Origin of the sequence: Streptomyces sp. GbtcB6 (genome assembly GCF_019091475.1) — a bacterium.
In the GTDB taxonomy this organism is placed as follows: Bacteria; Actinomycetota; Actinomycetes; order Streptomycetales; family Streptomycetaceae; genus Streptomyces; species Streptomyces hyaluromycini.
Genome location: NZ_JAGXJL010000023.1, coordinates 83,581 through 97,719 on the forward strand (window position 1 = coordinate 83,581; position 14,139 = coordinate 97,719).

The 14,139-nt window shown below is 71.3% G+C and carries 11 protein-coding genes; 6 read left to right on the forward strand and 5 right to left on the reverse strand.

Annotated elements, in window-relative coordinates; genetic code table 11:
* Window positions 1-30: 30 nt before the first annotated feature.
* Window positions 31-915 carry a LysR family transcriptional regulator gene (locus KVT45_RS32810; RefSeq protein WP_217552782.1) on the reverse strand — a complete coding sequence of 295 codons (885 nt, stop codon included), beginning with the start codon at window positions 913-915 and terminating at the stop codon, window positions 31-33.
* Between the two features lie 119 nt (window positions 916-1,034).
* Here KVT45_RS32810 and KVT45_RS32815 point away from each other — a divergent pair, with 119 nt between their 5' ends.
* From KVT45_RS32815 to KVT45_RS32835, 5 genes are all read left to right on the forward strand, one after another.
* Window positions 1,035-1,706 (forward strand): succinate dehydrogenase, encoded by a 672-nt coding sequence (locus tag KVT45_RS32815; RefSeq protein WP_217552858.1) that lies wholly within the window; start codon window positions 1,035-1,037, stop codon window positions 1,704-1,706.
* Window position 1,707: 1 nt separating this feature from the next.
* Window positions 1,708-3,657 (forward strand): fumarate reductase/succinate dehydrogenase flavoprotein subunit, encoded by a 1,950-nt coding sequence (locus tag KVT45_RS32820; RefSeq protein ID WP_217552783.1) that lies wholly within the window; start codon window positions 1,708-1,710, stop codon window positions 3,655-3,657.
* Entirely contained in the window at window positions 3,654-4,403 is a 750-nt protein-coding gene (locus tag KVT45_RS32825) for a succinate dehydrogenase/fumarate reductase iron-sulfur subunit (protein WP_217552784.1), read from the forward strand. The genes KVT45_RS32820 and KVT45_RS32825 overlap by 4 nt, the downstream gene beginning before the upstream one ends.
* A gap of 378 nt (window positions 4,404-4,781) precedes the next feature.
* Window positions 4,782-5,546: a GNAT family N-acetyltransferase gene (locus tag KVT45_RS32830; RefSeq protein WP_254647702.1), complete on the forward strand. Its 765-nt coding sequence runs from the start codon at window positions 4,782-4,784 to the stop codon at window positions 5,544-5,546.
* On the forward strand, window positions 5,546-6,409 hold the full coding sequence (locus tag KVT45_RS32835; protein ID WP_217552786.1) for a 1-acyl-sn-glycerol-3-phosphate acyltransferase: 864 nt from the start codon (window positions 5,546-5,548) through the stop codon (window positions 6,407-6,409). The genes KVT45_RS32830 and KVT45_RS32835 overlap by 1 nt, the downstream gene beginning before the upstream one ends.
* Here KVT45_RS32835 and KVT45_RS32840 read toward each other — a convergent pair.
* The 3 genes from KVT45_RS32840 to KVT45_RS32850 form a co-directional block, all read right to left on the reverse strand.
* Entirely contained in the window at window positions 6,364-7,752 is a 1,389-nt protein-coding gene (locus KVT45_RS32840) for a DUF3500 domain-containing protein (RefSeq protein WP_217552787.1), read from the reverse strand. The two genes, KVT45_RS32835 and KVT45_RS32840, sit on opposite strands and share 46 nt — an antisense overlap.
* Window positions 7,753-7,795: 43 nt before the next feature.
* On the reverse strand, window positions 7,796-10,132 hold the full coding sequence (locus KVT45_RS32845; protein WP_217552788.1) for an excinuclease ABC subunit UvrA: 2,337 nt from the start codon (window positions 10,130-10,132) through the stop codon (window positions 7,796-7,798).
* Between the two features lie 74 nt (window positions 10,133-10,206).
* Window positions 10,207-10,398 (reverse strand): antitoxin, encoded by a 192-nt coding sequence (locus tag KVT45_RS32850; protein ID WP_089106098.1) that lies wholly within the window; start codon window positions 10,396-10,398, stop codon window positions 10,207-10,209.
* A 212-nt stretch (window positions 10,399-10,610) separates the two neighbouring features.
* Between KVT45_RS32850 and KVT45_RS32855 the strand changes: the two genes are divergently transcribed.
* The gene (locus KVT45_RS32855; protein WP_217552789.1) at window positions 10,611-13,082 is read left to right on the forward strand and encodes an ATP-dependent Clp protease ATP-binding subunit; all 2,472 of its coding nucleotides are present in this window, start codon (window positions 10,611-10,613) and stop codon (window positions 13,080-13,082) included.
* A gap of 9 nt (window positions 13,083-13,091) precedes the next feature.
* Here the strand turns inward: KVT45_RS32855 and KVT45_RS32860 are convergent, their stop codons facing one another.
* Complete coding sequence (locus KVT45_RS32860; RefSeq protein WP_217552790.1) at window positions 13,092-14,090, reverse strand: LLM class flavin-dependent oxidoreductase; 999 nt, start codon at window positions 14,088-14,090, stop codon at window positions 13,092-13,094.
* Window positions 14,091-14,139 lie beyond the last annotated feature (49 nt).

Below are 14,139 nucleotides of genomic sequence, written 5' to 3' on the forward strand. Positions count from 1 at the left end.
GGTGCTCAGTCGTACGGCGATCCCGTTCTGTCACCTTTCCAACAGCATCCTCTGCAACTCCCTGGCGGCCCGAGGCGGCGCCACATCACTCCGGTGCGCCAACGCGATGGTCCGGTACAACCCCGGCCGAGCCAACGGAGTGACCCGCAGCCCCCGCCCCGACCGAGCGGCAACCATCCGAGGCACCACGGCCACCCCCAACCCGGCCCGCACAAACCCCAGCACCGCGTCCATCTCACCCCCCTCGACAGCAAACCCCGGCTCGAACCCAGCGGAGCGACACGCCGCGACGGTCAGCTCCCGCAGGTCGTACCCGTGCCGGAACATCACCAGCCGCTCCCCCTCCAGATCGGCGATCCGCACCCCGCCCCGCCCCCGCCCGGGCGCCGTCGCCTCGGGCGAGGACACCACCACCAGGTCCTCCCGCAGCAGCTCCACGGTGGTCAGCGCGGGCGACCCCGGCGGCAGCGGCAGCACGATCAGCGCCAGGTCCAGCGCCCCGCGCGCCAGCTCCCGTACGAGATCATGGGACCCGCTCTCCTCGATCAGCAGCTGGATCCCCGGATACCGGTCGTGGAACGCCCGCAGCACGTCCGGCAGCAGCCCGGTGCACAGACTCGGCGTCGCCCCCAGCCGTACCCGGCCACTGCGCAGCTGCACCAGCTCCTGCACCTCGTACCGGGCGGTGTCCGCGTCCGCGAGGATCCGCCGGGCCAGCGGCAGCAGCGCCTCGCCCGCGTCGGTGAGGGTGATGTTGCCCCGCGCCCGCAGGAAGAGATCGGCCCCCAGCTCCCGCTCCAGCGCCTTGATCTGCTGGGACAGCGACGGCTGGGCGACATGGACCAGCTCGGCGGCCCGGGTGAAGTGCCGGGTCTCCGCCACGGCGACGAAATACTGAAGCTGCTGGAACTGCATGGTGACACGATAGCTCCTGCCTATTGAATCAAGCCGGACCATGTCTTGGACCGATGGGGTCGTTCGGCCCTACCGTCCTGAACATGGCTCTGGCAACGCGGACGGACCGACGGCCGTCCATGGCGCGCACGATGTGGGACAGCTCCGTCGGCAAGAAGACGGTGATGGCCGTCAGCGGCCTGATCATGCTGCTCTACCTGGTCGCGCATGTGATCGGGAACCTGAAGATCTTCTTCGGGGCGGGCGAGTTCAACCACTACGCGCACTGGCTGCGCACCGTCGGTGAACCGTTCATGCACTACGAGTGGACGCTCTGGCTCATCCGGATCGTCCTGGTCGTCGCCGTGGTCGCCCACGCCACGTCCGCCTACCAGCTCAGCCGGCGTGACATCAAGGCACGCCCGAGCAAGTACGTGCACAAGAAGCCGCAGGCCACCTATGCCACCCGCACCATGCGCTGGGGCGGGATCATCCTCGGCCTCTTCATCGTCTGGCACATCCTCGACCTGACCACCGGCACCGTGCACTCCGGCGGCTTCCAGGAGGGCCACCCGTACCAGAACGTCGTGGACACCTTCTCCACCTGGTACGGCGACGTCATCTACATCGTCGCGATGCTCGCGCTCGGCCTGCACATCCGGCACGGCTTCTGGAGCGCCGCCCAGACCCTCGGCGTCGGCGGCCGCACCCGCGACCACGCCCTCAAGACCGTCGCCGATGTTCTCGCGCTGCTGCTCACGGCCGGCTTCATCGCCGTACCCGTGGGCGTCATGACCGGAGTGGTGAGCTGACATGACCGACTATGTGAACTACACGACAGGCGAAGCCGTCGCCGACGGCAAGGCCCCCTCCGGCCCGATCAACGAGCGCTGGGACACCCGCCGTTTCGAGGCCAAGCTGGTCAACCCCGCCAACCGGCGCAAGCACACCGTGATCGTCGTCGGCACCGGTCTCGCGGGCGGTTCCGCCGGCGCCACCCTCGCCGAACAGGGCTACCACGTCGTCCAGTTCTGCTACCAGGACTCCCCGCGCCGTGCGCACTCCATCGCCGCGCAGGGCGGGATCAACGCGGCGAAGAACTACCGCAACGACGGCGACTCCGTCCACCGGCTGTTCTACGACACCGTCAAGGGCGGCGACTTCCGGGCCCGCGAGTCCAACGTGCACCGCCTCGCGCAGATCTCCGTGGAGATCATCGACCAGTGCGTGGCACAGGGCGTGCCGTTCGCGCGTGAGTACGGCGGACTGCTCGACACCCGGTCCTTCGGTGGCGTGCAGGTGTCGCGGACCTTCTACGCCCGCGGCCAGACCGGGCAGCAGCTGCTCCTCGGCGCCTACCAGGCGCTGAGCCGGCAGATCGCCGCCGGGAACGTGGAGATGCACCCGCGTACCGAGATGCTCGACGTGATCGTCGTCGACGGGCGGGCACGGGGGATCGTGGCCCGGGACCTGATCACGGGCCGTATCGACACGTACTTCGCGGACGCCGTCGTCCTGGCCAGCGGCGGCTACGGCAACGTCTTCTACCTGTCGACGAACGCCATGAACTCCAACGCCACCGCGATCTGGCGGGCGCACCGGCGCGGCGCCTACTTCGCCAACCCGTGCTTCACGCAGATCCACCCCACCTGTATTCCGCGCACCGGCGACCACCAGTCCAAGCTCACCCTGATGAGCGAGTCGCTGCGCAACGACGGCCGGATCTGGGTGCCGAAGGCCAAGGGCGACACCCGGCCCGCCGACCAGATCTCCGAGAACGAGCGCGACTACTACCTGGAGCGCATCTACCCGTCCTTCGGCAACCTGGTCCCGCGCGACATCGCCTCCCGCGCCGCGAAGAACGTCTGCGACGAGGGGCGCGGCGTCGGCCCGGGCGGCCAGGGCGTCTACCTCGACTTCGCCGACGCCATCAAGCGGATGGGGCGGGCGGCCGTCGAGGCCAAGTACGGCAACCTCTTCGACATGTACCAGCGGATCACCGACGAGGATCCGTACGAGGTGCCGATGCGGATCTATCCCGCCGTGCACTACACGATGGGCGGGCTGTGGGTCGACTACGACCTCCAGACCACCGTCCCCGGCCTGTTCGCCGTCGGCGAGGCCAACTTCTCCGACCACGGCGCCAACCGGCTGGGCGCGAGTGCGCTGATGCAGGGCCTGGCCGACGGCTACTTCGTACTTCCGGCCACCATCAACGACTACCTCGCCCGCCACCCCCACCAGGAAGCGGTGACGGACGAACACCCCGTCGTACAAGAGGTGCTGGCGGAGACCGAGGACCGGCTGAACCTGCTGCTGTCCGTCGACGGCGACCGCACCCCCGACTCCTTCCACCGCGAACTCGGCGAACTGATGTGGGAGTTCTGCGGCATGGCCCGCACGGACGCCGGGCTGCGCAAGGCACTTGAGCGCATCCCGCAGATCCGGGAGGAGTTCTGGCGGCGGATCAAGGTGCCGGGGACCGGCGAGGAGTTCAACCAGTCCCTGGAGAAGGCCAACCGCATCGTCGACTACCTGGAACTGGCCGAGCTGATGTGCCTCGACGCGCTGCACCGCGCCGAGTCCTGCGGCGGCCACTTCCGGGAGGAGTCCCAGACACCGGACGGCGAGGCCGCCCGCAACGACGACACGTTCGCCTACGCGGCCGCCTGGGAGTTCACCGGCTCCGGGGACGCCCCGGTGCTGCACAAGGAAGACCTGGTCTTCGAGTACGTCCACCCCACCCAGCGGAGCTACGCATGAAGCTCACCCTGCGCGTCTGGCGGCAGCAGAACGCCGACGCCGACGGCGCGATGTCCACGTACGAGGTGGACGGCATCTCCTCCGACATGTCCTTCCTGGAGATGCTGGACACCCTCAACGAGGAACTCATCCTGCGCGGCGAGGATCCGGTCGCCTTCGACCACGACTGCCGTGAAGGCATCTGCGGCGCCTGCTCCCTCGTGATCAACGGGGACGCGCACGGGCCGGAGCGCACCACCACCTGCCAGCTGCACATGCGGTCCTTCAAGGACGGCGACACGATCGACATCGAGCCGTGGCGGGCGTCGGCCTTCCCGGTGATCAAGGACCTGGTGGTGGACCGGTCGGCGTTCGACCGGATCATCCAGGCCGGCGGGTACGTCACCGCGCCGACCGGGTCCGCGCCGGAGGCCCACGCCACGGCGGTGCCGAAGGCCGATGCCGACTTCGCGTTCGAGCACGCGGAGTGCATCGGGTGCGGGGCGTGTGTCGCCGCGTGTCCCAACGGGGCGGCGATGCTGTTCACCTCCGCCAAGATCAACCATCTGAACGTGCTGCCGCAGGGGGCGCCCGAGCGGGAGACGCGGGTGCTGGACATGGTGGCGCAGATGGATTCGGAGGGGTTCGGGGGGTGCACGCTGGCGGGGGAGTGTGCGACTGCTTGTCCCAAGGGGATTCCGCTGGTGTCGATCACGAGTATGAACAGGGAGTGGCTGCGGGCTACCCGGAAGGTGGGGAAGCGGTAGCGCCGTTGCGGGGTGCGGCGCCGTTGTGGCTGGTCGCGCCCGCGCGGCGGTAGCCGCACATCAAATACAGCCCCGCGCCCCTGTCGGGGCGCTGGTGTGCGGGGCGTTGAAAAGTGAAAGTCGTTCGCCGAAAGGTGCGGACGGGCGGGGTCGGTGTGGTGCTCACCGGCCCCGTCTCGCGTTTCCGAGTGGCCGTCGGACCACGGTAGCGTTACTCCGGCGCGTCTCTCAGTGACCGTACGCCCTCCGACCCCCGGCATTCAGCAGTCCCACATCCACGGGTCCCGCGCACGTCACGCCGAGTCCAGCCTGCCACGGAAGAAAGCAGGTGCAGATTTCCTCAGCTTCCGCTCGGCGCAGGAGACCTCCATGACCGCCATGCCCGCCTCACCCCCCGCTCTCGCCGCCCCGCCCGGGGACTCCGGCTATCTGGTGCAGCTCGCCCGTGACGAGGACGACGTCCGGGCCGCACAGCGGCTGCGCTACCAGGTGTTCGCCGGAGAGATGGGCGCCCGGCTCGACGGGCCGGAGCCGGGTCTGGACGTGGACGCCTTCGACGCGTACTGCGACCACCTCCTCATCCGCGAGGCCCTCACCGGCGAGGTCGTCGGCACCTACCGGCTGCTGCCGCCGGAGCGTGCCGCGGTCGCCGGCCGTCTGTACTCCGAGGGCGAGTTCGACCTGAGCCCGCTCGACGGGATCCGCTCCGGCCTGGTCGAGGTCGGCCGCTCCTGCGTGCACCCCGCCCACCGCGACGGCGCCGTGATCGGTCTCATCTGGGCCGGCATAGCCCGGTACATGGTGGACCGCGGCCACGAGTGGCTGGCCGGCTGCTGCTCCGTCCCGCTCGCCGACGGCGGCGCCCTCGCCGCCGCCACCTGGGACCGGGTCCAGGCCAAGCACCTCGCGCCGGAGGAGTTCCGGGTACGGCCGCTGCGGCCCTGGGTGCCCAGCGGTCCGGCCCCCGAGGGACGCACCGAGCTGCCCGCCCTGCTGCGCGGCTACCTCCGCCTCGGCGCCTGGGTGTGCGGGGAGCCCGCGCACGACCCGGACTTCGGGGTCGCCGACATGTACGTGCTGCTGTCGATGCGCCGGGTCAACGCGCGCTATCTGCGGCACTTCCTCTCGCTCGTCCCGGCCTGATGAGCGTCTGGCTGCCCAGCGCGCCCTGCACTCCGGGCGCCTGCGTGGAGCGCGCGGGGTCCCTCACGGCCCTGCCCCGGGCCGTGCTGCGGTTCGCCGCGGTCGTGGCCCTGATGCTCGTCGCCATCGCGCTGCTGCCGCTCGGCGGGCGGATCCCCGCCGAGTGGGTGCGGCGGTTCTCCCGGACGCTCGTCCGGGCCGCCGGGGTCCAGGTCCGGATCACCGGCAGTGCCCCGAGCACCGGCGGGGTGCTCCTCGTCGCCAACCACATCTCCTGGATGGACATCCCGCTGCTGGCCGCCGTACGGCCGGCGCGGATGCTCGCCAAGAAGGAGATCCGCGAGTGGCCGGTGGCCGGCGCGCTGGTGGCCGGGGCCGGGGCGCTGTTCATCGACCGGGACCGGCTGCGCGCGCTGCCGGACACCGTCGGGCGGATAGCGGGGGCGCTGCGGGAGGGGGCCGCGGTGGTCGCCTTCCCGGAGGGCAGCACCTGGTGCGGCCGGGCCCAGGGGCGCTTCAGGCGGGCCGTGTTCCAGGCCGCACTGGACGCCGGCGCGCCCGTCCAGCCGGTGCGGCTGCACTACCGGCTGGAAGCGGGAGCGGCCAGCACCGTGCCCGCCTATGTCGGCGAGGACACGCTGCTGGCCTCCCTCTGGCGAGTGGTGACGACCCGCGGCCTGGTGGCCGAGGTGGACATACGTCCGCTGATACCGGCCGGCAGCCACGCGGACCGTCGTACCCTCGCCCGCGCCGCCCAGCCGGGGACCCACGAACCCGCCTGGACGCACGCGGCTCTGGTGAGCCCCGAGCGGGCTTCTCAGTGGTCGGTCTCCAAGTGGAGCTTGAGCAGGTCGACCCCGTAGTCGCCGCCGTTGGGCGTGCGGATGATGGTGTGGATGTGCTGCTGGGTCGGCGTGCCGTTGGGGCCGCCCATGCCGCCGCCGCCCGGCCCGCCGGAGGGCATGCCGCCGGTGGGCTGCCCGGTCATCTGACCGGTGGGCTGGCCCGAGGGCCGGCCACCGCCGGTGCCGGTCTTCGTCCCGTAGGCGAGCGGGGACTGCGCGTCGTACTCGATGAGGACGACCGGGCTGTGCACCCGGTAGTAGAAGGCCGAGGTGTCCTTGGTCGCGCCCAGCCAGTAGAAGTACGTCTTGTCGAGGTACTCCTCGACCTCCTTCATCTTCACCCCGGCGTGGCCGTCGTCCATGTAGCCGACGTACACGCGGACCAGGTCGAGGAGCTTGTCCTTCTGTGCCGAGGTGAGCTCGGAGCCGGGCAGACCCTGGTAGGCGAGCTTCAGGTTGTCGGAGCCGGCGCCCGCCTTCATGTCGGTGCCGGACTTGCTCACCTTGGAGTCGATCACCTTGGCGCGCTGGGCCGAGGTGAGGGAGCGCAGCAGCGCCAGACCGGCCTTGGTCTCCGGCTTGAAGAGGGTGATCTTCTCGCCGTTGTAGGTGGCCGACGTCGGCTCGGAGCCCATGAAGGTCGGCGTCATCACGACCTGGTCGCCCAGGACGAAGTAGTTGATGGCGACATGGTGGCCCTCGTACTGGAAGCCCCACGGCTTGGTGGTCGACGGGGTGCCCATGAAGGTGAAGAAGTAGGCGCCCTCGGTCAGGGTGTCCCGGTTGCCGCCGTTGTAGTCGCCCAGGAACTGGTTGAGCTTCATGATGTTGCGGGTCTGGGTGAGACCCTTCGCGGACAGCGCGGCACCGAGCAGCGCGTAGCCCGACTCCCGCTTCTTGTCCGTGATGTCGCCCATCCGGACGCCCTTGCGCTCGTAGCCGTCGACGTTGCTCCAGGCCAGCCACTCGTCGTCGGCCACGTCGAAGGTGCAGGACTTGCGCTCCTTCGCGCTGAGGCCGTCCAGGAACGCCTGCGCGGCCTTGACGACCTTGTCCGTGGAGACGTCAGTGGAGTGGATCGAGTACAGGTCGTCGACGACCTTGCCGTCCGTGGTGAGGCCCGTGAAGTCCTTGTACTTGACCTCGGTCTGGCCGGGGCCCATGCCGCCGGCTCCGCCGGGGCCGCCTGAGGGCATGCCGCCGCTCGGGGCCCCGGAGGGCGAACTCGACGCGTTCGACGAGCCGTCGGAGCAGCCGGTCATGGTCGCCAGCGCGGCGACACCGCCGGCGAGCAACGCCTTGTTCATGAACCAGCGGCGGCTGCGTTCGGCTTCGGGGGTGCGGGGGTGGTGTCCGTGCATGCGCCCAAGGTTCCGGGGCAACCTGAAGCGTTCCTGAAGGCCCTCAGGGGAGGGAACGGGACAGATAGGGCGCGGTGGCACCGCCCTCGGCCCGGGCGACCTCGGCCGGCGGGCCGGCCGCGACGATCCGGCCGCCCCGGTCCCCGCCGCCCGGCCCCAGGTCGATCACCCAGTCGGCGTCCGCCACGACCGTCATGTCGTGCTCGACCACCACGACCGTGTGCCCGGCGTCGACCAGCCCGTGCAACTGCCGCATCAGCACCTCGACATCGGCCGGATGCAGTCCCGTCGTCGGCTCGTCGAGGAGATAGAGCGTGTGGCCGCGCCGTCCGCGCTGCAACTCACCCGCCAGCTTGATGCGCTGGGCCTCACCGCCGGACAACTCCGTGGCGGGCTGCCCGAGTCGCAGATAGCCGAGGCCCACGTCGAGCAGCGTGGCCAGGCTGCGCGCGGCGGCCGGGGTGTCCGCGAAGAACTCGGCCGCGCTCTCCACGGTCAGGTCCAGCACCTCGGCGATGTTCCGTCCCCGGTACGCCACTTCGAGCGTCTCCGGGTTGTAGCGCGCCCCGCCGCAGTCCGGGCAGGGCGCGTAGGTGCTCGGCAGGAACAGCAGCTCCACGCTGACGAAACCCTCGCCCTGGCAGGTCTCGCAGCGCCCGCCGCTCACGTTGAAGGAGAACCGTCCGACGCCGAAACCGCGCTCCCGCGCCTGCCCGGTGCCCGCGAACACCTTCCGCACCACGTCGAACAGGCCGGTGTAGGTGGCCAGGTTGGAGCGTGGAGTGCGGCCGATCGGCCTCTGGTCGACGGAGACCAGGCGGCGGACCCCGGCCGTCTCCTCGGTGATCTCGCCGATCAGCGTCGACTTGCCGGACCCGGACACACCCGTCACGGCGGTGAGGACACCGAGCGGGAACTCGGCGGTGACCGCACGCAGGTTGTGCCGGGTGATCGGGCCGACCTGCAACCAACCCGTGGGAGACCGGAGTTGATGTCCCGGCTTCGGCTCCCGTGCGAACAGGTAGCGGGCGGTGGCCGACTCCGCGACCCCTGCCAGCTCCGCCACCGGCCCGCTGTGCAGCACCTCGCCGCCGTGCTCGCCTGCCCGCGGGCCCACGTCCACCAGCCAGTCGGCGCCGCGCACCACGTCCAGGTGGTGCTCCACCACGAACACCGAGTTCCCGGCCGCCTTCAGCCGCTCCAGCACCGTGAGCAGCGCCTCGGTGTCCGCCGGGTGCAGCCCGGCCGACGGCTCGTCCAGGACGTAGACGACACCGAACAGCCCGGAGCGCAACTGGGTGGCCAGGCGGAGGCGTTGGAGCTCGCCCGCGGAGAGGGTGGGCGCGGCCCGGTCGAGGCTGAGATAGCCGAGGCCCAGCTCGACGACGGGGGCGATACGGGCGGCGAGGTCCGCGGTGAGGACCCGCACGGTCTCCGACCCGCCCTGGCCGCCCAGGAGTCGGTCCAGCTCGGTCAGCGGCAGCGCGACGAGTTCCGCGATCGTACGGCCGGCGAACGTCACGGCGAGGGCCTCCGGCCGCAGCCTGCTGCCGCCGCACACCGGACAGGGCGCACTGGTCAGGAACCGCTCCGCCCTCGCCCGCAGGGCCGGGCTCCTGGAGTCCGAGAAGGTCTTCATCACGTACCGGCGGGCGCTCATGTACGTGCCCTGGTACGGCCGTTGGATGCGGTCGGCGTCCCGGACCGGGTGCACGGTGACCACCGGCTGCTCGTCCGTGAAGAGGATCCACTCCCGCTGCCCGGCGGGCAGTTCCCGCCACGGCCGGTCGACGTCGTGGCCGAGCGCGTCCAGGATGTCCCGAAGGTTCTTGCCCTGCCAAGCGCCCGGCCAGGCCGCGATCGCGCCCTCGCGGATGGACAGCGACGGGTCGGGGACCAGCGACTCCTCGGTCGTCCGGTGCACCCGGCCCAGGCCGTGGCACTCCGGACAGGCGCCCGCCGCCGTGTTGGGGGAGAACGCGTCGGAATCCAGCCGCTCGGCGCCCGGCGGGTACTCCCCGGCGCGCGAGAACAGCATGCGCAGGGAGTTGGAGAGGCTGGTGACCGTGCCGACCGAGGAGCGGGAGGTGGGGGCCGAGCGGCGCTGCTGCAGCGACACCGCCGGCGGCAGCCCGCTGATCTCCGCGACCTTCGGCGCCCCGACCTGGTGGATCAGCCGCCGCGCGTACGGCGCGACCGACTCGAAGTAGCGCCGCTGGGCCTCGGCGTAGATCGTGCCGAACGCCAGCGACGACTTCCCCGACCCGGACACTCCGCTGAAGACGGCCAGCACGTCCCGGGGGATGTCCACGTCGACGCCCTTGAGGTTGTGCTCACGGGCGCCGCGGACACGGACGTACGGGTCGTGGGGGCTGTGCATCGGGCGGACACTCCGTGACGGGCGGCTCGCGGGGCAGCGACAAACCCCGCGATCCTAGCCCGCGCGGTCGTTCGTCACTGCGGAGGGTTGCCCTGCCTCCGCTCCCGCTCGATGTAGTCGTCGGCCTGCTTCTGGGCCGCGTCGACCTGGGACTGGTACTTGTTGCCGGTCCGCTGGTCGATCATGTCGCCGCCCTTTTCGACGCCCTTTTTGGCCTGGTCCTCGTGGCCCTTGAGCATCCCCTTGAGCTTGTCCAGCATGGACATGGCAGCCCTCCTCGCTGGTTGCGGCTTCCACCCCCAGCGTCACCGGCCCGGGCGCCGTCCGCATCTCGGCGGGCGTCCCCGTGCGGGCCCGGCGAGCCTGTGCGAGCTTGGAAGACGCGGAATTCCGCCGATCGCGGAGCCCTCCAGAGAAGCTCTCGCGCAGCCGCCCCGCAGAGCCGCCCGCACAGCCGTCCGCAGAAAGGCCCGGCCTCATGAGCACTTCCGGTTTCGGATTCGGACGCAGTCCCTTCGAGGAGTTCGACGAGCTGATGTCCCGCTTCTTCGGCGGATCCGGACCGGGTGCCCCGGCCCGCCGCCCGCAGCGCGTCGACATCGGCAGCCTGCTGTCCGAGCGGTCCCGGGAGCTGGTCGCCGAGGCCCGCGACCTCGCCGCCGTCGAGGGCAGCGAGGAGCTGGACGCCCGGCATCTGCTGGCCGCCGCCACCACCCACGACTCCACCCGGCGGCTGCTCACCGAGGTGGGCGCGGACCCCGACCAGCTCCGCGAGCGGCTCACCGCCGGCCACGGCGGCGGCGAGAAGACCGAGCCCACCGCCCTCACCCCGGCCGCCAAGCGCGCCCTGCTCGACGCCTACCAGATCTCCCGCGCCGAGGGCGCCTCCTACATCGGCCCCGAGCACCTGCTGCGCGCGCTCGCCGCGAACCCGGAGTCGGCGGCCGGGCGGGCACTGGGCGACAGCGGCTGGGAACCGACCCGGATGCCGGGCGAGGGCGCGGCGGAGCGCAGGAAGCCCAGCACCACGCCGACCGTCGACGAGTACGGCCGTGACCTCACCGAGGACGCCAGGGCCGGGCGCCTGGACCCGGTGATCGGGCGGGACGAGGAGGTCGAGCAGACCATCGAGGTGCTCTCCCGGCGCAGCAAGAACAACCCGGTGCTGATCGGTGACCCCGGCGTCGGCAAGACCGCCATCGTCGAGGGCATCGCACAGCGGATCGTCGCCGGGGACGTGCCCAGGACACTCGAAGGCAAGCGGATGGTCTCCCTGGACCTGGCCGGGATGGTCGCCGGCACCAAGTACCGGGGCGAGTTCGAGGAGCGGCTGAAGAAGCTCCTCGACGAGGTCCGCGAGCACAGCGACGAACTCGTGCTGTTCCTGGACGAGTTGCACACCGTGGTAGGTGCGGGCGGAGGCGGCGACGGGGCCCTGGACGCGGGCAACATCCTGAAACCGGCCCTCGCCCGCGGCGAGTTGCACCTCATCGGCGCGACCACCGTCGACGAGTACCGCAAGCACATCGAGAAGGACGCGGCCCTGGAGCGCCGGTTCGCACCCATCCTGGTCGGCGAGCCCACCGTCGACGACACCATCGAGATCCTGCGCGGCCTGCGCGACCGCTACGAGGCCCACCACCAGGTCCGCATCACCGACGAGGCGGTGGTGGCGGCGGCCGAGCTGTCCGACCGGTACATCACGTCCCGGTTCCTGCCCGACAAGGCGATCGACCTGATGGACCAGGCGGCCGCGCGGGTACGGCTGCGCTCGAAGACCCCGCCCACCGACACCCGGGACATCGAGGACCGGATCGCCGCCCTGAACCGGGAGAAGGACCAGGCCGTCGCCGACGAGGAGTACGAGCGGGCCAAGGAGCTCCGCGACCGCATCAAGGCGACCGAGGGCGAGCTGGAGCAGGCGGGCACCGCCGAGGAACACGCTCCCAAGGTCACCGCCGAAGACATCGCCGAGGTCGTCTCCCGTACCACCGGCATCCCGGTCGCCGAGCTCACCGAGGAGGAGCGGGAACGGCTGATGAAGCTGGAGGAGCACCTGCACGAGCGGGTCGTCGGCCAGGACGAGGCGATCACCGCCGTCGCCCGCGCGGTCCGCCGCGCCCGCGCCGGCATGAGCGACCCCAACCGTCCCGTCGGCAGCTTCCTCTTCCTCGGCCCGACCGGCGTCGGCAAGACCGAACTGGCCCGCGCCCTGGCCGCCGCCCTCTTCGGGGACGAGACCCGCATGATCCGTCTCGACATGAGCGAGTTCCAGGAACGCCACACGGTCTCCCGGCTGGTCGGCGCCCCGCCCGGATACGTCGGCCACGAGGAGGCCGGCCAGCTCACCGAGGCGGTACGCAGGCAGCCGTACGCCGTGCTGCTCCTCGACGAGGTGGAGAAGGCGCACCCGGACGTCTTCAACACCCTCCTCCAGCTGCTGGACGACGGCCGCCTCACCGACGCCCAGGGCCGTACCGTCGACTTCAAGAACACCGTCGTCATCATGACGTCGAACATCGGTGCCGACCGCATCCTGGCCGCCGGCACCGAGGACTACGCCAAGGTCCGCGCGGCGGTCATGCCGGCCCTCCAGCAGCACTTCCGGCCGGAGTTCCTCAACCGCATCGACGAGATCATCGTCTTCCGCGGCCTGGACCGCACCCAACTGCGCGAGATCGTCGACCTGTTGCTGGAGCACACCCGGCACCGGCTGCACGCCCAGGACGTCACCCTCGAAGTCACCGACGCGGCCGCGGAGCTGCTCGCCAACCTCGGCCACGAGCCCGACTTCGGCGCCCGCCCGCTGCGCCGCACCATCCAGCGCGAGGTCGACGACCGCCTCGCCGACCTGCTGCTCTCCGGCCAGCTGGTGGCGGGCGAGCGGGCGGTGGTGGACGCGGCGAACGGCGAGATCGTGATCAGGTCCGACAAGCCGGCCACGGTCTGAGCAGCCCGATCAGGAGATCACGATCCCGGCCAGCCGCCGGTAGGAGTCCAGCAGGGCCGCGCGGTCGTACGTACTCGTGGTGACCAGCACCTCGTCGGCGGCGGTCTCCTTCAGGACCGTCTCCAGCTCGTGCGCTACGTGGTCCTCGGTGCCGGCGATGTGCCCGGTGAGACCGGACTCGTAGAACCCGCGTTCCTTCGCGGTCATCGTCCGGGCCTCGACGGCCTCGGCCGGGGGCAGCGGCGGGAACGTGCCGTGGGTGCGGGAGTACGCCATCGACCAGGCCTCCGGGACGAGCAGCCGGTGCGCCGCCTCCGGGGTCCCGGCGACGGCGATCGTCCCGGAGATCACGACATACGGCTCGGCGGCCCAGGGGGAGGGGCGGAAGCGGTCGCGGTAGTGGTCGATACCGCGCCGCATCTTCTCGCGGTTCCGCAGGTCGCCGATGACCATCGGCAGCCCGGCCCGGGCCGCGATGTCCGCGCCCTCGCCCATCGCCAGCACGAACGGCGGCACGCGCAGCCCGTCCGCCGGGCGGGCCCGCACTCCCGTCGGCGAGGTGCCCTCGAACCAGCCGAGCAACTCGCCGAGCTGCGCCGCGAAGTCCTCGGCGTCGTCCTTGTCCCGTCCCAGCGCCCTGCGCACGCCGTCGGTGAAGCCCACCGAACGGCCGAGCCCCATGTCCACCCGCCCCGGATACAGGGACTCCAGCACCCCGAACTGCTCGGCCACGACCAGCGGCCGGTGGTTGGGCAGCATGACCCCGCCCGTCCCGACCCGGATGCCGCGGGTCGCGGCGGCCACGGCGGCGGCCAGCACGGTCGGCGCCGAGCCCGCGACCCCGGGCACCCCGTGGTGCTCCGACACCCAGAAGCGGTGATACCCGAGCGCCTCCACCTCCCGCGCCAGCGCCACGGTGTCCCGCAGCGCCTCGCCGGGCGTGTGCCCCTCCCGGGTGCGGGAGCGGTCGAGGACGGAGAACCGGGTCCGGGCGATGGTTGCGTTCACAGGGGGTTCAACAGCCGGGCGGCCCCAGGATTCCCGCCGTCACGCGCGG